The following is a 20,871-nucleotide window of genomic DNA, read 5'->3' as shown; positions in this document are numbered from 1 at the left end:
CCTGCTGTGATCGTTTCCCCTGCCGGACGAGGGAGGGGAACGCAGGGGTGTCAGGCAACGAAACGCCGCCGCCGGACGCGATCAACTGGGAGGCGTACAGCCACGAAGAACTGCATCGGATGCTGTGGCAGGACGCCGATGTCGCGGACGTGAGCACGGTCGCCGAGGAGTGGACGCGCCACCGCGCCGCATTGGACGCGCACGCCGAGGTGCTGAGGGAGCAGCGCACGGCGTTGCTCGACGGGTGGCAGGGTGCTGCCGCCGAGGAGGCCGCGGGCCGGCTCACCAAGCTGGCCGAGCGGATCGAGAAGATCAGTGCGCTGGCTGCTGCGGGGCAGAAGGCCGCGCAGGACTCGGCCGACGCGTTGGCGGCGGCTCGGGCAGCTATGCCGCCACCGCCGAACACGGCCACCATGCCGGCCTTCGCGGGATTGCCGACGGCAAGTCCCGCGCCAGCCGGGTTGCCGAGCGCTCCAGCGCCCTTCGCGTTGCCGAATGCGCCCGCGCCGATTGGGCTGCCGGGTGCTCCGGCGCCGTTCGCGTTGCCGAGCGCTCCCGCCCCGTTCGCATTGCCGAGCGCTCCGACCATGCCGGCCGGTGCGACCTCGGGCTTCTACTTCTACTTCGGTGCCGCCTCGGCGGACCAGCAGAAAGCCCAGGCCGTGCGCGCGATGCAGACCTACGAGACCAGTCTCAACGGCAGCGGCCGCCTGATCGACGACGCCCGCGGCAACGTCCCCCAGGCCACCACCACACCACCGTCCAGAGCCACGTCACCGGTGAAAACCCCCAGCTCAGGCGGCGTTCCGTGGCAACGCCTGACCGGTGGTGGCGGCGCGGCCACCACGCGCGTGCCCACGACCGGCGCCATCAGCCCGGTCAGCCAGCAGACCCAGCTGAGCCCGGGCATGCGCACCGGCGTCATCGGCCACCCGGCAGCGCTCGCCATGTCAGGCCAGATGACGGCGGACAACACCGCCCGCTCCAACGCGCAGGCCAGCGGGATGGCCCCACCAGCGGGAGCCGGTCGCAAGGACGAAGACCAACCGCACGAGAACCAGATGCCGACGCTCGACCACGGCCTGTTCGTGGTCGAGGGACGGGTGTCTCCGGCAGTCATCGGGGAAGAAGCGTGAACGGCTACGAGGTCGCACCAGACCTGCTGCACGACCGGATCAAGACCCTGACCAGGCTCGCGGAGCTGACCGGTGACCTGGTCGCGACCGCGAGCCGGCTCGCCGAGCGGCAGCCGTTGCTCGGCACCGCCCCGCCCGCCCAGGACCTGTCGCACCGTCTCAAGTCGGCCGGGTCGGGCCTCGCCGACGAGGTGAAGGCCGCCGAAGGCGAGGTCCGGGCGTTCCAGCAGATGCTCGGCGAGATCAAGACGGTCTACACCGCGGCCGAGGAGCAGGCCGCGAGGACGCCGCGATGATCGCCTTCGACCTCGTGGAGATGGACCTGCTCGCCACCCACGCCGGGGTGCGCTGGCCGTTCCCGCTGCGGGTGCCGTCTTTCGGCACCCGAGCGAGTGAACGGGACGCGCTCCTCGCCGAGGCGGCCCGCGGACTGCAGGCCCGCGGCCTCGCCGAAGCCCACGGACCGATCGGGATGGCCGCCGAACTGGTCACCGCATTGAGAGGACACACCAGCGTCGTGGACCTCGTGACAGGCACAACGGGTGCGGTCGCGATGGTCTACGAGGACCAGGCGGTCGTGTGCGCGCAGTCCGAGAGCACGGTCCGCGTCATCCACGTCGCCGCGGAGACCTGCGGCGACGAGCTCGCCGCGTTGGTCCCGGAAGCCAGGGCCGCCCAGCTCATGCCGATCACCCTGCCACCGGGTGCGGCGCTGGACCTGGAGCCCACCGGGCAGGGCCAGGCCGGGGTGATCAAGGCAGGCGAGCGGCGCGAAGTGTCCTGGTTGGACAGTGCGACCGGCCGGGTCAGGGTCGACCGCGGCGAGGACGGCTGGGTCAGCGTGAACCCGATGCGGCACAACGACCTGATCCGCGTGATAGGTGAGCTCGCCGCGATGGCGCGAGCGTAGAAGAGGGGGAGAAGTGGATCCAGCACAGTGGCTGGCGGACTACCAGGAACGGCTCGAACGGGCCGCGTACGGCGCACGAAGCGTCAGTGCGAGCCTCGCGGAGGTGGGCGCCAGCGCGACCTCGCCACGCGGTGAGGTCACCGTGACGGTCAACGCGGCGGGCGTCCTCGGCGACGTCGCGCTGACCCCGGCGGCCCGCAAGCTCGACGTAGACACGCTCGCGATGCTGATCGTCAGCACCGCGCGGGAGGCGCAACGACTGGCGAGCGCCAGGATGACCGAGGTGATGGCGAACTACCTCGGCGAGAGCGACGCGCTGCACCAGATCACCTCGCACCAGCCGGAGGCCGTGCGATGACGTTCACCGTCGACCACGAGCAGTTGCGCCGGCACGCCGCGACGCTCGCCGGTTGCGCCGACCAGCTCGCCAACACCGGTACCGCGCTGCCGAACCAGCTGGGCCAGGAGTCACTCGGTTCGTTCTCCCAGTTCCTCACGTCCGGGCTGGGCAACGCGATGAACGAGACACTGCAAGCCTTCGCGCATGTGGCGTCCACAATGGACAAGGTGGGCGAGGGCATGCGGCAGACCGCAGACCTGTACCAGCGCACCGACGACGACAGCGTCGTGAACCTGAACGGGGCCGCCCGATGACCACCGCGACGGACGCGGGCACGATCGCCGCCCTGCTCAACGAACTGCGCACCACCACCAGCTCGATCGCCAACGACGAGTGGCTGTCTCAAGACCTCGCTGCCACGCCCAAGGCGAACATGAACGAGCTCGGCTCGAGCGGGAAACCGCTGCAGGCGCTGGACAGCGCGGGTGTCGGCTTCCTCACGCCGATGATCTCGTTCCTCGAAGAACCGCTGAATCAGCTGCGCGGCAACCCCGACGGCGTCCAGCAGGGCGCGGGGGAGTTCCAGGACGCGAGCAAGTCGGCGACCACGGTCGCCGACACCTACCGCGAGAAGGCGAGCAGCGAGACCAGCGGCTGGACCGGCGACAGCGCGACGGACTACGCCAAGACCGGCAAGGAGATCGCCGACGGCGTGCTGTCGGTGGCCGAGACCGCGCTGACCAACGCGACCGCGATGATCAAGGCCGGCGAGGTGGTGGCCCAGGTCGTCGCCGAGGTCACCCGGCTCATCACCGAGGCGCTCGGGAAGATCGTGCCGATCATGACCCAGGCGATCGCGGCGGCGCCGGCGACGTTCGGGCAGAGCATCGCCGCCGCCATTCCGCAGTGCGTGCAGATCGCCGTCGACTGCGGCGTGCAGATCGCGGGCAAGCTCGCCGAGCTGCTGGCTAGTGGCGAGAACCTGATCAAGCTGGTCGAGGGCGCGCAGGCCGTGCTGAAGGTCGTGAAGCAGGCGCTGTCCGTCATCGGTGACAAGAGCACTTCCCAGGAGGCGACCGCGTGAAGCGGCTGATCGCAATCGTCGCGGGCGTCGCGCTCGCCATCAGCGTCGCGCCCGCGAAGGCGGACGACGCGGTGCAGACGGTGCTCAACCAGTTCCAGGCCCAGGCCGGACCCGGTGCCGCCGTGCACTTCGGTGGCGGCACACGCTCGGCCGGCACCGCGAAGATCCACGAACAGCGTGCGATCACCGCGGCCGACCACTTCCGGATCGGCAGCCAGACCAAGACGTTCACCGCCGTGGTGGTGCTGCAGCTCGTCGACGAGGGCCGGGTCGAGCTGGACGCGCCGATTTCTCGTTACCTGCCAGGCGTTGTGAACGGCAACTACAACGGCGACGTGATCACCGTCCGCCAGCTGCTGCAGCACACCAGCGGCATGGTCAACTACGTGCGCGACGCACGCGCCAACCCCGACGGCACGTACAGCCTCGCCGAACTGGTCCGCTCGGCCATGGACGAACCGGCCCAGGCCGCGCCCGGCGCCGCGCAGCTCTACTCCAACGTGGCGTACCTGGTGCTGGGCCTGCTGATCGAACAGCTCACCGGCAAGCAGGCGGCCGACGCGATCACCGAACGGATCATCAGCCCGCTCGGCCTCACGCAGACGAAGTTCCCGGCACCCGGCAACCGCGCGCTGCCGAACCCGTTCCTGCCCGGCTACATCGGCGGCCGCCTCGGCCCGATCTTCTTCTGGACCGAGGCGACCACCGCGATCGAACTGTCGTTCTGGAGCACCGCCGGCGCGATGTCGTCCACATTGGACGACCTCCAGCGGTTCTACCGCGCACTGATCGGCGGCCAGGTCGTCTCACCCGCGGCTCTCGCCGAGATGAAGACGACCTGGGGCCAGAACGGCACCTACGGGCTCGCCCTGGTGAAGCTGCCGCTGACCTGCGGCGGCGTGGCGTGGGGCCACAACGGCGCCCTGCCCACGGGCCACCACTCGTTCACGCTGGTCACCGACGACGGCCGGTACGCGTCGGTCGTGACCAACAACAACGGGATGAACTCGAAGCCCTCCTCGTTCGACGTGGCAGACAAGGCGCTCTGCTCAACGGGCAGCTAGCTGGTCAAGATGGCCCTGGCCAGGGCGGCGGTCTCGGAAGGCGTCTTGCCGACCTTGACTCCCACCGCCTCCATGGCCTGCTTCTTGGCCTCCGCCGTGCCCGAGGACCCCGAGACGATGGCGCCCGCGTGGCCCATCGTCTTGCCCTCGGGCGCGGTGAAGCCGGCGACGTACCCGACGACCGGCTTGGACACGTTGTCCCGCACGAACTCCGCGGCCCGCTCCTCGGCGTCGCCACCGATCTCGCCGATCATCACGATCAGTTCGGTCTCCGGATCGGCCTCGAACGCCGCGATCGCGTCGATGTGCGTGGTGCCGACGATCGGGTCGCCGCCGATGCCCACGCACGTCGTGAAGCCGAAGTCCTTCAGCTCGTGCATCAGCTGGTAGGTCAGCGTTCCGGACTTCGACACCAGCCCGATCGACCCAGGCTTGGTGATGTCCGCCGGAATGATCCCCGCGTTCGACTTGCCAGGACTGATGATGCCGGGGCAGTTCGGCCCGATGATCCGCGTCGAGCGGCCCTGAGCGTGCGCCCAGAACCGCGCGGTGTCGTGCACCGGCACGCCTTCGGTGATCACCACCGCAAGTCCGATCTCGGCGTCGATCGCCTCGATCACCGCGTCGCCGGTGAACGCCGGCGGCACGAACAGCACCGACACGTTCGCGCCGGTCTGCTCCATCGCCTCGGCGACCGTGCCGAACACCGGCAGTGACACGTCGTCGAACGAAACCGACGTACCGGCCTTGCGAGCGTTCACACCGCCCACGACCTGAGTGCCGGCCGCCAGCATGCGACGGGTGTGCTTGGAGCCCTCCGACCCGGTCATGCCCTGCACGACCACGCGGCTGTTCTCGTCGAGGAAGATCGCCATCAGGACTCCTTACCGGCGCCGGCGAGCGCGGCGGCACGCCCGGCCGCGTCGTCCATCGTGTGCGCCACGGTGATCAGCGGGTGTCGTGCGTCGTCGAGGATGCGGTGCCCGGCCTCGGCGTTGTTGCCGTCCAGCCGCACGACCAGCGGCTTGTCGGCGCGGTCGCCCAGGAGCCCGAGCGCTTGCACGATTCCGTTGGCCACCGCGTCGCACGCGGTGATGCCGCCGAACACGTTCACGAACACGCTGCGCACCGACGGGTCGGACAGGATGACGTCGAGACCGTCGGCCATCACCTGCGCCGAGGCACCGCCGCCGATGTCGAGGAAGTTCGCGGGCGCGGCGCCGGCCAGCGCGACCACGTCCAATGTGGACATCACGAGCCCGGCGCCGTTGCCGATCACTCCGACCGTGCCGTCGAGCTTGACGTAGTTGAGCCCCTTCTCGGCCGCCCGCACCTCCAGCGGGTCGCCCTCCGCGCTGTCTGAGGGCCGTGTGTGCCGGAACGACGCGTTGTCGTCCAGCGTCACCTTGCCGTCCAGCGCCAGGACCTTGCCGGATTTCGTGAGCGCCAACGGGTTCACTTCGACCAATGTCGCGTCCTCGGAGACGAAGACCTTCCACAAAGCGGAAGCGACAGCGTTCACCTGGGCGGCGATTTCCGGTGAGAACACCGCAGATGCGTCGAAGGACGAAGCTGGCATTCGAGTGATCGAATCCGCCATCTCCTCGATTTCCATGCCACCGGTCGCCGACACCATCGCGATGAATGTCCTGTTGGCACGATCAAGAAGAAACGACAGGTAGTACTCCTCGGCGATCTCGCTCGCCTCGGTCACCAGCACCTTGTGCACGGTGTGGCCCTTGATGTCCATCCCCAGGATGGCCGAGGCCGCCGCAAATGCTTCGTCGGGCGACGAAGCGAGCTTGATGCCGCCGGCCTTCCCGCGGCCGCCGGTCTTCACCTGAGCCTTCACGACAACGGTTCCGCCCAGCGTTGCGGCCGCCTCGCGCGCGGATTCAGGAGTGTCCGCCACGAAACCACGCGGAACGGGGACCCCGTACCGCTCGAAGAGGTCCCGTGCCTCGTGTTCGAAAAGATCCACCGTCTACGTCCTCTCGCCGAAAACTTGCGGCCATCTATGGACATCCGGTTGGCAGCGGAGTAACGATATGCCTACCTCATACGGTATGCAATCTACAGTCGAGCGCTAAGGGGCTGATCGCCGATGACGAGTTCCGCGGAGCCGGAGTCGATCTCTGGGGGCCATTTGGTCGCCAAAGCGCTCAAGGCTGAGGGCGTCGACACCATCTTCACGCTGTGCGGTGGACACATCATCGACATCTACGACGGTTGCGTGGACGAGGGCATCGCCGTCGTCGACGTCCGACACGAACAAGTAGCCGCGCACGCGGCGGACGGCTACGCACGCATCACCGGCAAGCCCGGTTGCGCCGTGGTCACCGCGGGGCCGGGTACCACCGACGCCGTCACCGGTGTCGCGAACGCGTTCCGCGCGGAGAGCCCGATGCTGCTGATCGGCGGCCAGGGCGCGTTGAGCCAGCACAAGATGGGCTCACTGCAGGACCTCCCGCACGTGGACATGATGACCCCGATCACCAAGTTCGCGGCCAACGTCCAGCACACCGCCCGCATCGCGGACATGGTGTCGATGGCGTTCCGCGAGGCCAACGCCGGCGCACCCGGCCCGTCGTTCCTGGAGATCCCGCGCGACGTGCTGGACGCCAGGGTGCCGGTGTCGCAGGCACGCATCCCGCAGGCCGGCCACTACCGCGCGTCCACGCGCAGCGTCGGTGACCCGGCGGACGTCGAGAAGCTCGCGGACCTGTTGGTGCACGCCAAGAAGCCCGCGATCCTGCTGGGCAGCCAGGTGTGGACGACGCGCGCCACGGACTCGGCGATCGAGCTCGTCCGCACCCTCAACATCCCGGCCTACATGAACGGCGCGGGTCGCGGCACCCTGCCTCCCGGCGACCCGCACCACTTCCAGCTGTCGCGCCGCTACGCCTTCGACAACGCCGACGTGATCGTCATCGTCGGCACGCCGTTCGACTTCCGGATGGGTTACGGCCGAAGGCTTTCCGCGAACGCGACGGTCGTCCAGATCGACCTCGACTACCGCACGGTCGGCAAGAACCGCGACGTCGACCTCGGCATCGTGGGCGACGCGGACCTCGTGCTCTCCAGCGTCACCCAGGCCGCGTCGGGCCGTGAGGACAACGGCGCGATGGGCCGCAAGGTGTGGCTGGAGGAGCTGCAGGCGGTCGAGGAGAAGGCCCGGCAGAAGCGCTCGGAGCACCTGCGCTCCGACGACATGCCGATCCACCCGTACCGCCTGGTGAGCGAGATCAACGACTTCCTCACCGAGGACTCCATCTACATCGGTGACGGTGGCGACGTCGTCACGTTCTCCGGCCAGGTCGTGCAGCCGAAGTCGCCCGGCCACTGGATGGACCCCGGTCCACTCGGGACGCTCGGCGTCGGCATCCCGTTCGTGCTCGCCGCGAAACTGGCGCGCCCGGACAAGGAGGTCGTCGCCCTGTTCGGTGACGGCGCGTTCAGCCTCACCGGCTGGGACTTCGAGACACTCGTCCGCTACAACCTGCCGTTCGTCGGCATCGTCGGCAACAACTCGTCGATGAACCAGATCCGCTACGGCCAGGCGGCGAAGTACGGCCTGGAGCGGGAGCGCGTCGGCAACACGCTCGGCGACGTGAAGTACGACCAGTTCGCCAAGATGCTCGGAGGCTACGGCGAGGAAGTGCGCGACCCCAAGGACATCGGTCCCGCGCTGCAGCGCGCCCGCGAGTCCGGCAAGCCGTCTCTGATCAACGTGTGGATCGACCCCGATGTGTACGCGCCCGGAACCATGAACCAGACGATGTACAAGTAGGTGAGCCCTGTGACTGCTTCTGGGACAAAGGCTTTGGAGGGCGTCAAGGTCCTCGACATGACGCACGTGCAGTCCGGTCCGTCGTCGACCCAGCTGCTCGCCTGGCTGGGTGCGGACGTCATCAAGCTGGAGACGCCGGGACGGGGCGACATCACCCGCGGCCAGCTGCGCGATCTGCCCGATGTGGACAGTCTCTACTTCACGATGCTCAACTGCAACAAGCGGAGCATCACGCTCAACATGAAGGCGCCCGAAGGCAAGGAGGTCTTCGAGAAGCTCATCGCCGACGTCGACATCCTCGTCGAGAACTTCGGCCCCGGCGTGGTCGAGCGGTTCGGCTACCCGTGGGAGAAGCTGCACGAGCTCAACCCGAAGCTCATCTACGCGTCCATCAAGGGCTTCGGCCCCGGCCGCTACGCCGACTTCAAGGCCTACGAGGTGATCGCGCAGGCCATGGGCGGTTCGATGAGCACCACCGGGTTCGAGGACGGCCCGCCGCTCGCGACCGGTTCGCAGATCGGTGACTCCGGCACCGGGATCCACCTGGTGGCCGCGATCCTGGCCGCGCTGTACCAACGCACGAACACAGGCCGTGGGCAGCGCGTCCAGGTGGCGATGCAGGACGCGGTGCTCAACTTGTGCCGGGTGAAGCTGCGCGACCAGCAGCGGCTCGCCCACGGGCCGCTGGGGGAGTATCCGAACGAGCAGTTCGGGGACGAGGTGCCCCGCTCCGGCAACGCATCCGGTGGTGGCCAGCCCGGCTGGGCGGTGCGCTGTGCCCCCGGCGGCCCCAACGACTACATCTACGTGATCATCCAGCCGGTCGGGTGGAAGCCGCTGACCGAGCTGATCGGCAGGCCGGAGCTCGCCGAGGACCCCGCGTGGGCGACGCCGGAAGTCCGGCTCTCCAAGCTGGACAAGGCGTTCGCGCTGATCGAGGAGTGGACGGAGAAGCACACCAAGTGGGAGGTGATGGACAAGCTCAACGCCCACAACATCCCGTGCGGACCCATTCTGTCCACAAAGGAGATCATTGAGGACGAGACGCTGGCCGAGCTGGGCACCGTCGTCGAGGTCGACCACCCCGAACGCGGCACGTTCAAGACGGTCGGCAACCCGCTCAAGCTCTCCGACTCGGTGACCGAGGTGCAGCGTCCGCCGCTGCTCGGTGAGCACAACGACGAAGTCCTGAGCGCGCTGGGCTACAGCGCCGACAGGCTGGCCGAACTTCGCACCGCCGGCGTCATCTAAGAATCCTTTAGGGAGACGAAATCTCATGCCGGACAACGGCTACGACCGCGCCGCGGTCGAGAACGTACTCGCGAAGGTGCGGGCGGAGGGACGCTCGTCCCTCACCGCACCGGAGGGCAAGCGGGTCTGTGACGCCTACGGGATCGCGACCCCGGCCGAGGCGCTGGCGAAGTCGTCCGAGGGCGCGGTCGCGTTCGCCGAGGAGATCGGCTACCCGGTCGTGCTCAAGATCGTCTCGCCGGACATCCTGCACAAGACCGAGGCCGGCGGCGTGCTGGTGGGCCTCAAGAACTCGGCCGAGGTCGCCGAGGGCTACCGCACGATCATCCACAACGCCGAGAACTACAAGGCGGACGCCGACATCACCGGCGTCCAGGTCCAGCAGCAGCTGCCGACCGGGAACGAGGTCCACGAGGTCATCGTGGGCGCCACGACCGACGAGACGTTCGGCAAGATCGTCGCGTTCGGCCTCGGCGGGATCCTGGTGGAGGTGCTCAAGGACGTCACCTTCCGGCTGGCGCCCACGAGCAACTCCGAGGCGCTGTCGATGGTCAACGGCATCGCCGCCGCGGAGATCCTGAAGGGTGTCCGCGGCGCGGAGGGCGTCGACGCGCACAAGCTCGCCGACCTGATCCACCGCGTGTCGGATCTGGTGACGGACTTCCCGCAGCTGGCCGAGGTCGACCTGAACCCCGTGCTGGCGACGCCTTCCGGGGCCACCGCGGTCGACGTGCGGATCCTCGTGGACGAGAACGCGGGCAAGGAACCGCATCGCTTCACGCAGGACGAGATCCTCACCTCGATGAACCGGATCATGAAGCCGGCCGCCGTGGCCGTGATCGGTGCCTCGAACGAAGAGGGCAAGATCGGCAACTCGGTGATGAAGAACCTCGTCAACGGCGGGTTCGGGGGCGAGATCTACCCGATCAACCCCAAGGCCGACGAGATTCTCGACCGCAAGGCGTTCGCGAGCATCGCCGATGTCCCAGGAGACATCGACGTCGCGGTGTTCGCCATCCCGGCCAAGTTCGTGCCCGCCGCCCTGGAAGAGGTCGGCAAGAAGGGCGTCGCCGGCGCCATCATGATCCCGTCCGGCTTCGGTGAAACGGGCAACCAGGAGCTGCAGGACGAGATCGTGGGCATCGCGCGCAAACACGGCGTGCGCATCCTCGGTCCGAACATCTACGGCTACTACTACACGCCGGAGAACCTCTCAGCGACGTTCTGCACGCCGTACGACGTCAAGGGCGGCGTCGCACTCTCGTCGCAGAGTGGCGGAATCGGCATGGCGATCCTCGGATTCAGCCGTTCCGCGGGCATGGGCGTGAGCGCGATCGTGGGTGTGGGCAACAAGGCCGACATCGACGAGGACGACCTGCTGACGTTCTTCGAGCAGGACCCGAACACCCAGCTCGTCGCGATGCACCTGGAGGACCTGAAAGACGGTCGTTCCTTCGCGGAGACGGCGAAGCGGGTGTCCACAAAGAAACCGGTCGTGGTGCTCAAGGCGGGACGAACCGACCAGGGTGCCAAGGCGGCGAGCTCGCACACCGGCGCACTGGCCGGCAACGACCGCGTCTACGACGACATCCTCAAGCAGAGCGGCGTGATCCGCGCACCCGGCCTGAACGACCTGCTGGAGTACGCGCGCGGCATCCCGCTGCTGGCAACGCCGAAGGGCGAGAACGTCGTCATCATCACCGGCGCGGGCGGCTCGGGCGTGCTGCTCTCGGATGCCTGTGTCGACAACGGGTTGTCGCTGATGACCATTCCGGACGATCTGGACGCGGCGTTCCGGAAGTTCATCCCGCCCTTCGGCGCGGCCGGCAACCCGGTCGACATCACCGGCGGGGAACCGCCGTCGACGTACCGGAACACGATCGCGCTCGGTCTCGCCGACGAGCGCATCCACTCGCTGATCCTGGGCTACTGGCACACCATCGTCACGCCACCGATGGTGTTCGCGAAGCTCGTGGTCGACGTCGTGGAGGAGTACCGGGCGAACGGGATCCACAAGCCTGTCGTGGCGTCGCTCGCGGGCGACGTCCAGGTGGAGGAGGCCAGCGAGTACCTGTACCGGAACGGGGTAGTTGCGTATCCGTACACAACGGAGAAGCCTGTCGCAGTGTTGGGCGCGAAGTATCGGTGGGCGAGGGCCGCCGGACTGCTGGGCTAGCGGCAGCGTGAGTTTGTAAGGGAGAGATGGCCCGTCCGCGACCGTGTCACGCCCACGGTCGCGAACCCGCCAGGGAGGTCAACGAAGACAGCCGGTCCTCTGGAGGTTGTTAACCGTGGATGATCCAAATCTGGTCGCCCGCACCGACGTCACCACACCGCCTGAAAAGGAACGCGTGTGGCCTGCGGGCAGGCTGGAAGCGATGCCCATCAGGAAACTGCCCGACGCACCACCGTCGATCCACCTGCTCGGCCCCACGGTGTTCCTGGTGGCGCTTGGCGTGGGCATGGGCGAGTCCTACATGTGGCCGCGCCTGGTGCTGGTCTTCGGACCGGACATCAGGTGGCTCTTCCTGGTCGGCGTGACGTTGCAGGCCGTCGTCATGCTGGAGATGGCCAGGTACGCGATGGCGACGGGGGAGAGCATCTTCTTCGGCGCCGCACGCGTGTTCAAACCGATCATGTGGTTCTTCTTCGTAGTGGCGATACTCGTCTACATCTGGCCGGGCCATCTCTCCGCCGGGGCGGCGGCCCTGGAGAAGATAACCGGCATACCGTGGACGGTGTCGGCCTGTGTGGGCCTGATCCTGGTCGGGATCCTGTTCAGCCTGGCCAAGGTCATCTACAACCTGCTCGAGAACCTGCTGTCCATCCTCATCGGACTGCTCGTGGTCAGCACGGCCGTGGTGGCGGCGATGGTCGGCACCTGGGGCGACCTGACCAGCACGGTGACCGGCATGTTCCAGTTCGGGTACTTCCCGGCGCAGGCCATGTCACCGGAGTGGTTCCCGATCATCGTCGGCTCGATCGCGTTCGCCGGCCCGTCCGGCATGCAGCAGATGTGGTACACGCTGCACCTGCGCGACAGCGGAGCCGGCATGGGCGCGCACATCCCGAAACTGCGCGGGTTGCGGCACGCGGGCGAGGAAGAGCAGATGCCGTCCCGCGGCTTCATGTTCGACACCGACGACAAGGCGGAGCTGGCCAAGTGGAAGGGCTGGCGGCGCTGGGTGACGTTCGACGCCTTGCTGTTGTTCTGGGGCATCACGATGCTCGTCACGGTCTCGTTCACGGTTCTCGCGCAGTCGGCGAGCCGGACTTCACCCGACGTCAAGGCGTTGATCGAGTCCGGTGAACGCGAGGCGGCACTCAACGCCATGTCGGACGCCTTCGCGTCAGCAGGCGGACCGGTACTGGGTGGCGTGTTCCTCGGGTTCATCGCGTTGATCGGCCTGAACGCGACGCTGGGTCTGTTCGACTCGTTCTCCCGCGGCCAGGCGGACATGACGTACCACTTCGTCAAGGGCGCGAAGAGGTTCCGCATGTCCCACCTCTACGCGGGATTCCTGTGGGGCGTCATCACGTTCGGCATCCTGATCCTGCTGTTCGGACCTGCCGACGGACCTGGTGCGATCCTCGACGTGCTCGCGTTCCTGTCGACGTTCGCCATGGGCGCCTACTGCGTGGTGCTCCTGCTGGTGAACAACCGGATGCTGCCCAAACCCATCCGGCCCAAGCTGATCACGAACGTCATCATCGGCTTCGGTGCCGTGTTCTATCTGGGCATGCTGTTCTTCAGTCTCGTCAAGTTCGGTGTCGTGGTGGGCTGATGATGCAGATCCGCGAAGGCTTTCTGAAAGAGGCTGTGCCGGGCGCGTTCGTCGGGCTGGCCGCCGGGCTCATCGCGGGAGGGCTGGCCGCGCTCGTCGGCCAGCCGCTCGGGTGGGCTCTCGTCACCATGGTCGCTCTGGGGCTGCCGCTGGGCGCGTTCGGCGGCGGTTTCGGTCTGCTGGTGGCGGCCGGTCGGCTCCCTGCCGGGCGGTTCGCCCCCGTGGCGCTTTACTGGCTCGTGGCGTTCCCGGCAGCCAGGTTGCTGCACGAGATCTCCGTGAGCCTCGTGCTCACCGGTCAGGTTCGACTGCCCTCGGACCTGGCCGGTTTCCTCGCCTACCAGGGGATCGTGAGTTTCGGCTGGGCCATCGGATTCCTGTGGCTGCACGAACGCATCGCCATGCGGCTGCGTTCGAAGACCACCGCTGCCCGCTGACCTTCCCTTCCGCCGAAGGAGCCATGCATGTTGGATCTGCCTGTCTGGGTTTGGGTCGCGACCATGGGCGGGATCGCCGCCGTGATCGCGTTCGACTTCTATCTGGTAGCACGGAAACCGCACGAGCCGTCGTTCCGCGAGTCGTTGTACTGGGTGCTGTTCTACGTCGGCCTGGCCGTCCTGTTCGGACTCGGCGTCACGTTGTTCGCCGGGCCTGGCCACGGCGGTGAGTTCTTCGCCGGCTGGATCACCGAGTACTCGCTGAGCGTCGACAACCTGTTCGTGTTCGTGCTGATCATGGCCAGGTTCGCGGTGCCGCGGGAGTACCGGCAAAAGGTACTCATCGTCGGCATCGTGCTGGCCCTGTTGCTACGCGCTGTCTTCATCGCCTTGGGAGCACAGGCGATCGCGCGGTTCGACTGGCTCTTCTACCTCTTCGGCGCCTTCCTGATCTACACCGCGTGGAAGCTCTTGCGGCAGGAAGAGACCGAGGAGGCCGAGTTCTCCGAGAACGCCGCGTTGCGCGCGGTGAAGAAGGTCGTGCCGGCGACCACGACCTATCACGGCGCTTCACTGACGACCGTGATCGACGGCAAGCGCTTCGTGACGCCGATGCTGATCGTCATGGTCGCCGTCGGCACCACGGACCTGCTGTTCGCGGTGGACTCGATCCCGGCGATCTTCGGCCTCACCAAGGAGCCCTACCTGGTGCTGACCGCCAACGCGTTCGCGTTGATGGGCCTGCGCCAGCTGTTCTTCCTGGTGGGTGGCCTGCTGGATCGCCTGGTGCACCTGAGCAAGGGCCTCGCGGTGGTGCTCGCGTTCATCGGGCTCAAGCTCATCTTCGAGGCGATGCACCACCACGGCGTCTCGTGGGCTCCGGAGATCCCGATCGTGGTGTCGCTCGGGGTCATCGTGGTGACGCTCGCCATCACCACGGTGTGGAGCCTCCACACCTCCCGGCGGGCCGCCCAGTCCGCCGTGGAGGGCGCTGAGAGTGCACAAAGGAGCGAAGAGGCTCCCGTGAAGGACACTCAGCCGTGAATCGTGTGGCCTTCGGCGTCCTTGCGGAGCGTCTTCGCCACGGCCGCGACGGCCTCGGAGTCCTTGCGCTGCTCGTTGAGCGCGGTGGACAGTCCGAGGCCGAGCGCGCGGCCGTCGGCGGAGAAACCGGCTCGCGGCTCGGTGAGAGAGCGCGCGAAGTTCTTCAAGCGAGACATGGTTTTCCTACTCTCCCTGTCGATGGTCGTCACTCCCGGGGCGCGCAGAAGCCCAACTGGGACTGTCGCACGGGAGTAGCGAGGTTGCGGCTGGGGCCTTCGCCACCGGGTACCCACTACGGGTCCTCTTCGACCCCACCCTCGCTGCGATTCAGCATACTGCGTTTTGTATGCAATCGGCCGCCATCGTGTCGCGGATCACCCGTGTGGCACCAAATGACCGATTTCAGATGATCTGAGCGTAATGACTTACTTACTCTCGGTGGTCTTCCGGTCGTGGTAGGTCTGCCGGGTCTGCTCCGCGTGACGGTGCATGACCTCGCCTGCTCGCTCAGCGTCACCGTCGGCGATGGCCGCGATCAACTCAGCGTGTTCGTTCCACGAGTCACGGCTGCGCGGACGGGCGATCGGGGTGTAGTACCAGCGGACCCGGCGGTCGACGAGCCCGATCATCTCGGACAGGACCTTGTTGCGGCCGATCGCCGCGACGGCCGCGTGCAGGTTGGCGTTCGCCTCGACCAGGCGTTCCACGTCCTCGGCGGCCAGGGCGTCCTCGCCGGCCTTCTGCAGCTTCTTGAGCTGCTTCACGTCACCCGAGGTGGCGTGTTCGGCGGCGAGCTTGGCGGAGTAGGTCTCCAGCACGCTGCGCACGGCGAGCAGCTGGTCGGCCTCCTCCTCGGTCGGGGTGTGCACGAAGGCGCCCTGGGCGGGGCGCAGGTCGACCCAGCCGTCGGTCTGAAGCCGTTGCAGGGCCTCGCGGACCGGCTGCCTGCTCACGCCCAGGTACTCGGCGAGCTCGGCCTCCACCAGGTGCTGGCCGGGCGCGAGGGTGCGGTTGACGATGAGCTCGAGCAGAGCGTCGTAAACGGCCTGTCGCAGCGGTGCCGGCCGTTCGACCCGGCGGCTCGCCGCGGCGCTGAGCGGGCCGCGGGCGGCCCGGCGGCCACTGGGCAAAGAGGTCATGCGGGACAGAATACAGCTTTTGGCATACAAAAAGCAGTAAGTGCCCGCCTCATGGGTCCTGTTCGCGATAGTCGGACCTGAGGCCGCCAGGAACCACCTCAGGCCTGACTCTCATCGAACGAGACCCCCGAGGCGGGCACTGGAGGAATCGTCGGGTTGTCCGTATACTGTATGCAATCTTGCCAGGGTATGTGGCAGAGCGGGGCGTGACATGAAGATCGCTGTTCTCGGAGCCGGAGCGATCGGTGCCTACGTCGGTGCGGCGTTGCATCGTGCGGGCGTGGAGGTCCACCTGATCGCGCGGGGAGCCCACCTCGCCGCCATGCGGGAGCACGGCGTGCGGGTGCTGAGTCCTCGTGGTGATTTCACCGCGCGTCCACATGCGACGGACTCACCGTCGGAGGTGGGCGAGGTCGACTACGTGTTCCTCGGTCTGAAGGCGTACTCGTACGCGTCGTCAGGCGATCTGCTGAAGCCGCTGCTGGGACCCGACACCGCGGTGATCGCGGCGCAGAACGGGATCCCGTGGTGGTACTTCCACGGCATGGCGGGGCATCCGCTGGAAGGACAGCGGATCGAGGCCGTCGACCCCGGTGGTTCGGTGACGGCCGTGCTGCCGATGGAACGGGCCATCGGGTGCGTCGTCTACTGCTCTACCGAGATCGAGTCGCCGGGTGTCATCCGGCACCTCGAAGGCACGCGGTTCTCGATCGGGGAGCCGGATCGGAGCATCTCCCCGCGGTGCGTCGCGCTGAGCGAGGCGATGATCGCGGGCGGGCTGAAGTGCCCGGTGGAGAAGGACGTCCGCGAGGACATCTGGATCAAGCTCATGGGCAACGTGGCGTTCAACCCGCTGAGCGCGCTGACCCGCGCGACGATGGTGGAGATCTGCGACCACACAGACAGCCGCGACCTCGTGGCCCAGATGATGGCCGAGACCCTGACCATCGCGCGGGCCGCGGGCTGTGACCCGCAGATCTCCATCGACAAGCGCATCGACGGGGCCCGGCGGGTCGGGCACCACAAGACGTCGATGCTGCAGGACCTGGAGGCCGGCAAACGGCTGGAGATCGACGCGATCATCGGCGCGGTGGTGGAGATCGCCGAGCTGACGCGTGTGCCGGCACCGACGTTGCGGCACGTCTACGCGGCGATCGACCTGCTGTCGCGCACTTCGTTGGTGTCCTAGTTGCTGCTGCGACAGCTGGAATATCTGGTCGCCCTGGCCCGCGAACGCCACTTCGCCCGTGCCGCGGAGGCCTGTCACGTGTCCCAGCCGTCGCTGTCGGCGGCGATCAGCAAGCTCGAACGCGAGCTCGGGGTGCCGATCGTGTCCCGGGGCCGTCGCTTCGAGTCGCTGACGCCGGAGGGGGAGCGGGTCCTGCTGTGGGCGCATCGCATGCTCGCGGATCGCGATGCCCTGCAGCAGGACCTGTCGCGCATGCGCGAGTCCCTGTCCGGGGTGTTGCGGATCGGCGCGATCCCGACCGCCCTGCCGGCCGCTCCGCTGTTGACCACGCCGTTCTGCGAGCGGTACCCGCACGTGCGGATCACGTTGGAGTCGTTGTCCTCGCGGGAGATCGTGCGACGGCTCGACGAGTTCGAGCTCGACATCGCGATGACCTATGTGGACAGTTCGGCACGCGCCGTGCCGTTGTACGAGGAGCGGTACGTGCTGCTGACTCCCGACGACGAGGAGATCGCCGCGCGGCCGGTGGCCCGGTGGGCCGATGTGGCGGCGCTGCCGTTGTGCTTGCTGTCCCCGAAGATGCGGAACCGGCGGATCCTGGACGGGATCTTCGCCGATGCCGGGGTGCAGCCGGTGCCGGTGATCGAGGCCGACACGGTGGCGACGTTGTACGCCCATGTGGCCACTCGGAAGTGGTCGTCGGTCATCGCGCACGCCTGGCTGCAGATGTTCGGCACGCCGGAGGGGATGCGGGTGGTGCGGATCGAGGATCCGCAGCGGGTGCCGCAGATCGGGCTGGTCGCAGGGGGCCAGGTCTCGGTGCTGGCGCGGGCGATGCTGGGGCTGACGCGCGGCCTCGACCTGCGGGGTGAGCTGGATCGCATGCTGCACAAACATCTCGACAGACGCCACCTGTGACGCGGAGGTAGGCTCTCGGGGCGTGTGGCCGAGCGGCCCGCGGTTTTCTGGGGGGAAGCAAAGTTGTTCATGAGGTTTTGTGCTGCCGTCGCGGCTGTGGCCGCGCTGACTTCAGCCTGCACCAACGCGGCTCCGGTTCCAGCTCCTGCGCCCGTCCCGCCGCCGACGACCACCACCAGCGCTGCTCCTACGTTGGCGGAGCTGGACGCGCGAGCCAAGGCAGCCCTCCCTGCGCCTGCGGCCTTTGACGCTCTCGGAGGCAAGTACGACGACGCCACCGCTGCTCTCGACGACCTGCCCATGCCCCTGGAAGGCCAGGCGATCGGCGAGGTCTGCGGCGCACTGTTGCGCGTGGACAAGGGCACGTCGGCGGCGCGTTCCCGTTCCTGGTCGGGCGGGGTCTACCTGCTCGAACGGGTGCACGTCACGTCTGAGCAGCCGGCGAAGGCGCTGGTGCCGGTGGTGCGACAGCAGGCAGGCGTCTGCGCGCCGGGCGGCGAGTTCGCGGTGACCACGCCTGAGGGTGTCGAGGAGTCGTTCGCTTATTGCGAGCCGAACGACGGTGCCGGTGCACTTCCGTGGACCTGCCAGGTGGCGCTCGCGCGGGGCAACGTCTTCGCGCTCGTGTCCATCAGCGGTCAGAGCAAGAAGGCCCTGTCGGGGCAGCTCTCATTCGTGTTGCCGATCGTCGCGGAGCCGTTCCTCAAGGCCTGACTCACTCCTGGACGATGGACGCGTTCTGCAGCCGGAGCGCGTCCTGTCCCGGTGGTGCGCCGAACATCCGCCGGTACTCGCGGCTGAACTGCGACGGGTTGTCGTAGCCGACGGAGTACCCGACCGCGGCGACGTCGTGCGGCGCCGAGACGAGGGCGGCTCGGGCCCGTTGCAGCCGGATCTGCTTCTGGTACTGCAGCGGGCTCATCGCCGTGACCGTGCGGAAGTGCCGGTTGAGCGTCGAGACGCTGGTGCCGATGTCGGCGGCGAGGTCGTCTATGCGGATCACCTGGTCGTAGCGGTTCTTGATCCAGGCGATCGCGGCGGCGACCAGGGCCAGGCGGCTGTCGGCCGTGCCCGCCTGTCGCATCAGCGCCGCCTGCGGGCTGTTCAGCAGCCGCCAGTGGATCTCGCGGCGCACGGACGGCCCCAGCACGCGCAGGTCACGTGGCTCGTCGAGCAGCCGCAACAGCCGGACGAGCGCGTCGAGCAGCTTGTCGTCGGCGTCGCTGATCTGCATTCCGGGCCCGTCGTGCGGCCGGATCGGGCCGGGGCCGCCCTCCACCAGCAGTTGCGCGATGGTCGCGGGTTCCAGCCTGAGCCCGAGCGCCAGAAACGGCTTCGACGGGCTGGCTTCGGTGATGTGGCCGGTCAGGGGCAGGTCGACCGTGACGACCGAGATCTTGCCGGGGCTGTGCTCGAAGACGTGGTCGCCGAGCATCGTGCGTTTGGTGCCTTGGGCGACGAGGGTGAGTACTGGTTCGGTGACCGTGCCCATCGGCTCGGTGACCCGGTCGGAGACGAAGGTCAGCACGCCTTCGGTCCACAGTGGACGACCGTTCGGCCCGGCGTGCCGGATGATCCGCCGGCGGATCTCGTCCAGGTGGTCCATGCCTCGCAGTCTTGCACGCTTGTGGAGTGATCGGCGCGAAGTTGAGCGGATCGTGCAACGGTTCGAGCCCATCGGCCTAGGTGATGGGCCTTGGGGCGCCTTGAATTGAGCCATGTCGCTGGATTCGTACATCACTCTCGGCCGGTCAGGCCTGCGCGTCAGCCCGTTCACCCTCGGCACCATGACCTTCGGCGAGGACCACGGCTGGGGGAGCAGTCCCGAGGAGTCGTCGAAGATCCTGGGGTCCTACGTGGACCAGGGCGGCAACTCGATCGACACCGCCAACCTCTACACCAACGGCCACTCCGAGAAGATCATCGGAGACTTCCTCGCCGGCCGGTCCTCGCTGCGCGACCGGCTCGTGCTCGCCACGAAGTTCTTCGGCAACCTGCACGCCGGCGACCCGAACGGCGGCGGCCCCAGCCGCAAGGCGATCGTGCACCAGCTCGAAGACTCCCTGCGCCGCCTGCAAACCGACTACATCGACCTCTACTGGCTGCACAACTTCGACCCCGTCACCCCGGTCGAGGAGACGTTGCGGGCCCTGGACGACCAGGTGCGGCTCGGCAAGATCCGGTACATCGGGTTCTCGGACGTGCCGGCCTGGGCGACGGCGCACGCCGCCACTCTCGCGCAGTGGCACGGGTGGTCGCCGATCATCGCGTTGCAGCTGGAGCACTCGCTGCTGGAACGCACCCCGGAAGGTGAGCTCATCCCGATGGCGCAGGCGATGGGGATGGGTGTGATGCCGTGGTCGCCGTTGCGCGGCGGGTTCCTGTCCGGCAAGTACACCTCGGGCGGCGCTCCGGTCTCCGGTCGCGGTCGTGTGCCGAGTCCGGAGGAGTTCGTGGTGATCGACGCGGTCAACGCTGTGGCCGCGGAGATCGGTGTTCCTGCCTCTCAGGTCGCTTTGGCCTGGTTGCGCGGACGGTCCGGGGTCAGCTCGGTGGTGATCGGCGCGCGGCGGTTCGACCAGTTCGAGATGAACCTCGGTGCGTTGGACGTGACGCTCACCGACGCACAACGGGCCGTGCTGGATGAGGTTTCGACGCCGAAGCTGAACTTCCCGGCGGAGAACAACCGCGAGCTGGCCCCGCACCTGCAGTTCGCGGGGGCCGCGGTCGACGGCCGGTCGTCCACGATGCTGCCGATGTTCGCTTCGGGCACGAGGTACTGAC

Annotated in this window: 22 protein-coding genes; 17 read left to right on the top strand and 5 right to left on the bottom strand. The window is 67.8% G+C overall.

Features of this window, described 5'->3' with window-relative positions:
- The first annotated feature begins 47 nt into the window (after window positions 1-47).
- The 7 genes from LFM09_RS11205 to LFM09_RS11175 are packed head-to-tail and all read left to right on the top strand — an operon-like array spanning window position 48 to window position 4,534.
- Window positions 48-1,136 carry a hypothetical protein gene (locus LFM09_RS11205; protein WP_414096287.1) on the top strand — a complete coding sequence of 363 codons (1,089 nt, stop codon included), beginning with the start codon at window positions 48-50 and terminating at the stop codon, window positions 1,134-1,136.
- Window positions 1,133-1,432 carry a hypothetical protein gene (locus LFM09_RS11200; RefSeq protein ID WP_414096286.1) on the top strand — a complete coding sequence of 100 codons (300 nt, stop codon included), beginning with the start codon at window positions 1,133-1,135 and terminating at the stop codon, window positions 1,430-1,432. Before LFM09_RS11205 ends, LFM09_RS11200 begins: the two co-directional genes overlap by 4 nt.
- Window positions 1,429-2,046 (top strand): ESX secretion-associated protein EspG, encoded by a 618-nt coding sequence (locus tag LFM09_RS11195; protein ID WP_414096285.1) that lies wholly within the window; start codon window positions 1,429-1,431, stop codon window positions 2,044-2,046. Before LFM09_RS11200 ends, LFM09_RS11195 begins: the two co-directional genes overlap by 4 nt.
- Before the next feature lie 13 nt (window positions 2,047-2,059).
- Entirely contained in the window at window positions 2,060-2,404 is a 345-nt protein-coding gene (locus tag LFM09_RS11190; RefSeq protein ID WP_414096284.1) for a YbaB/EbfC family nucleoid-associated protein, read from the top strand.
- Window positions 2,401-2,700, top strand: coding sequence for a type VII secretion target (locus LFM09_RS11185; RefSeq protein ID WP_414096283.1), 300 nt, complete (start codon window positions 2,401-2,403; stop codon window positions 2,698-2,700). The genes LFM09_RS11190 and LFM09_RS11185 overlap by 4 nt, the downstream gene beginning before the upstream one ends.
- Window positions 2,697-3,470, top strand: coding sequence for a hypothetical protein (locus LFM09_RS11180; protein ID WP_414096282.1), 774 nt, complete (start codon window positions 2,697-2,699; stop codon window positions 3,468-3,470). Before LFM09_RS11185 ends, LFM09_RS11180 begins: the two co-directional genes overlap by 4 nt.
- Window positions 3,467-4,534, top strand: a complete 1,068-nt coding sequence (locus LFM09_RS11175; protein WP_414096281.1) for a serine hydrolase domain-containing protein — start codon at window positions 3,467-3,469, stop codon at window positions 4,532-4,534. Before LFM09_RS11180 ends, LFM09_RS11175 begins: the two co-directional genes overlap by 4 nt.
- On the opposite strand, the gene sucD is transcribed toward LFM09_RS11175, so the two are convergent.
- Together sucD and sucC are read right to left on the bottom strand one after the other, a co-directional pair.
- On the bottom strand, window positions 4,531-5,409 hold the full coding sequence (sucD, locus tag LFM09_RS11170; protein ID WP_414096280.1) for a succinate--CoA ligase subunit alpha: 879 nt from the start codon (window positions 5,407-5,409) through the stop codon (window positions 4,531-4,533). The genes LFM09_RS11175 and sucD overlap by 4 nt on opposite strands.
- Window positions 5,409-6,515 (bottom strand): ADP-forming succinate--CoA ligase subunit beta, encoded by a 1,107-nt coding sequence (gene sucC, locus LFM09_RS11165; RefSeq protein WP_414096279.1) that lies wholly within the window; start codon window positions 6,513-6,515, stop codon window positions 5,409-5,411. Before sucC ends, sucD begins: the two co-directional genes overlap by 1 nt.
- Window positions 6,516-6,638: 123 nt before the next feature.
- On the opposite strand from sucC, the gene LFM09_RS11160 reads away from it, so the two are divergent.
- The 6 genes from LFM09_RS11160 to LFM09_RS11135 all read left to right on the top strand — a co-directional run bounded on the left by LFM09_RS11160 (window position 6,639) and on the right by LFM09_RS11135 (window position 14,841).
- Complete coding sequence (locus tag LFM09_RS11160) at window positions 6,639-8,324, top strand: thiamine pyrophosphate-binding protein (RefSeq protein WP_414096278.1); 1,686 nt, start codon at window positions 6,639-6,641, stop codon at window positions 8,322-8,324.
- Window positions 8,325-8,333: 9 nt separating this feature from the next.
- The gene (frc, locus tag LFM09_RS11155; protein WP_414096277.1) at window positions 8,334-9,575 is read left to right on the top strand and encodes a formyl-CoA transferase; all 1,242 of its coding nucleotides are present in this window, start codon (window positions 8,334-8,336) and stop codon (window positions 9,573-9,575) included.
- A 25-nt stretch (window positions 9,576-9,600) separates the two neighbouring features.
- Window positions 9,601-11,751: an acetate--CoA ligase family protein gene (locus LFM09_RS11150; RefSeq protein ID WP_414096276.1), complete on the top strand. Its 2,151-nt coding sequence runs from the start codon at window positions 9,601-9,603 to the stop codon at window positions 11,749-11,751.
- 115 nt (window positions 11,752-11,866) lie between these two features.
- Window positions 11,867-13,360, top strand: a complete 1,494-nt coding sequence (locus LFM09_RS11145) for an Nramp family divalent metal transporter (RefSeq protein WP_414096275.1) — start codon at window positions 11,867-11,869, stop codon at window positions 13,358-13,360.
- Window positions 13,360-13,797 (top strand): hypothetical protein, encoded by a 438-nt coding sequence (locus tag LFM09_RS11140; protein ID WP_414096274.1) that lies wholly within the window; start codon window positions 13,360-13,362, stop codon window positions 13,795-13,797. The genes LFM09_RS11145 and LFM09_RS11140 overlap by 1 nt, the downstream gene beginning before the upstream one ends.
- Before the next feature lie 30 nt (window positions 13,798-13,827).
- On the top strand, window positions 13,828-14,841 hold the full coding sequence (locus LFM09_RS11135; protein WP_414096333.1) for a TerC family protein: 1,014 nt from the start codon (window positions 13,828-13,830) through the stop codon (window positions 14,839-14,841).
- On the opposite strand, the gene LFM09_RS11130 is transcribed toward LFM09_RS11135, so the two are convergent.
- Together LFM09_RS11130 and LFM09_RS11125 are read right to left on the bottom strand one after the other, a co-directional pair.
- Entirely contained in the window at window positions 14,832-15,017 is a 186-nt protein-coding gene (locus tag LFM09_RS11130; RefSeq protein WP_414096273.1) for a hypothetical protein, read from the bottom strand. The two genes, LFM09_RS11135 and LFM09_RS11130, sit on opposite strands and share 10 nt — an antisense overlap.
- A gap of 249 nt (window positions 15,018-15,266) precedes the next feature.
- Window positions 15,267-15,980: a GntR family transcriptional regulator gene (locus tag LFM09_RS11125; protein ID WP_414096272.1), complete on the bottom strand. Its 714-nt coding sequence runs from the start codon at window positions 15,978-15,980 to the stop codon at window positions 15,267-15,269.
- Between the two features lie 211 nt (window positions 15,981-16,191).
- Between LFM09_RS11125 and LFM09_RS11120 the strand changes: the two genes are divergently transcribed.
- From LFM09_RS11120 to LFM09_RS11110, 3 genes are all read left to right on the top strand, one after another.
- On the top strand, window positions 16,192-17,169 hold the full coding sequence (locus tag LFM09_RS11120) for a 2-dehydropantoate 2-reductase (RefSeq protein ID WP_414096271.1): 978 nt from the start codon (window positions 16,192-16,194) through the stop codon (window positions 17,167-17,169).
- The gene (locus tag LFM09_RS11115; protein ID WP_414096270.1) at window positions 17,170-18,087 is read left to right on the top strand and encodes a LysR family transcriptional regulator; all 918 of its coding nucleotides are present in this window, start codon (window positions 17,170-17,172) and stop codon (window positions 18,085-18,087) included.
- 69 nt (window positions 18,088-18,156) lie between these two features.
- Window positions 18,157-18,801 carry a hypothetical protein gene (locus tag LFM09_RS11110; protein ID WP_414096269.1) on the top strand — a complete coding sequence of 215 codons (645 nt, stop codon included), beginning with the start codon at window positions 18,157-18,159 and terminating at the stop codon, window positions 18,799-18,801.
- A 1-nt stretch (window position 18,802) separates the two neighbouring features.
- Here LFM09_RS11110 and LFM09_RS11105 read toward each other — a convergent pair whose 3' ends face one another.
- Window positions 18,803-19,693 (bottom strand): AraC family transcriptional regulator N-terminal domain-containing protein, encoded by an 891-nt coding sequence (locus tag LFM09_RS11105; protein WP_414096268.1) that lies wholly within the window; start codon window positions 19,691-19,693, stop codon window positions 18,803-18,805.
- 112 nt (window positions 19,694-19,805) lie between these two features.
- Here LFM09_RS11105 and LFM09_RS11100 point away from each other — a divergent pair, with 112 nt between their 5' ends.
- Entirely contained in the window at window positions 19,806-20,870 is a 1,065-nt protein-coding gene (locus LFM09_RS11100) for an aldo/keto reductase (protein WP_414096267.1), read from the top strand.
- The last annotated feature ends 1 nt before the right edge of the window (window position 20,871 follow it).

The organism is Lentzea alba (assembly GCF_047445655.1).
Taxonomy (GTDB): Bacteria; Actinomycetota; Actinomycetes; order Mycobacteriales; family Pseudonocardiaceae; genus Lentzea; species Lentzea alba_A.
Note: the sequence above shows the minus strand (reverse complement) of the source record. Positions and strands in the feature narration are given on the sequence as shown.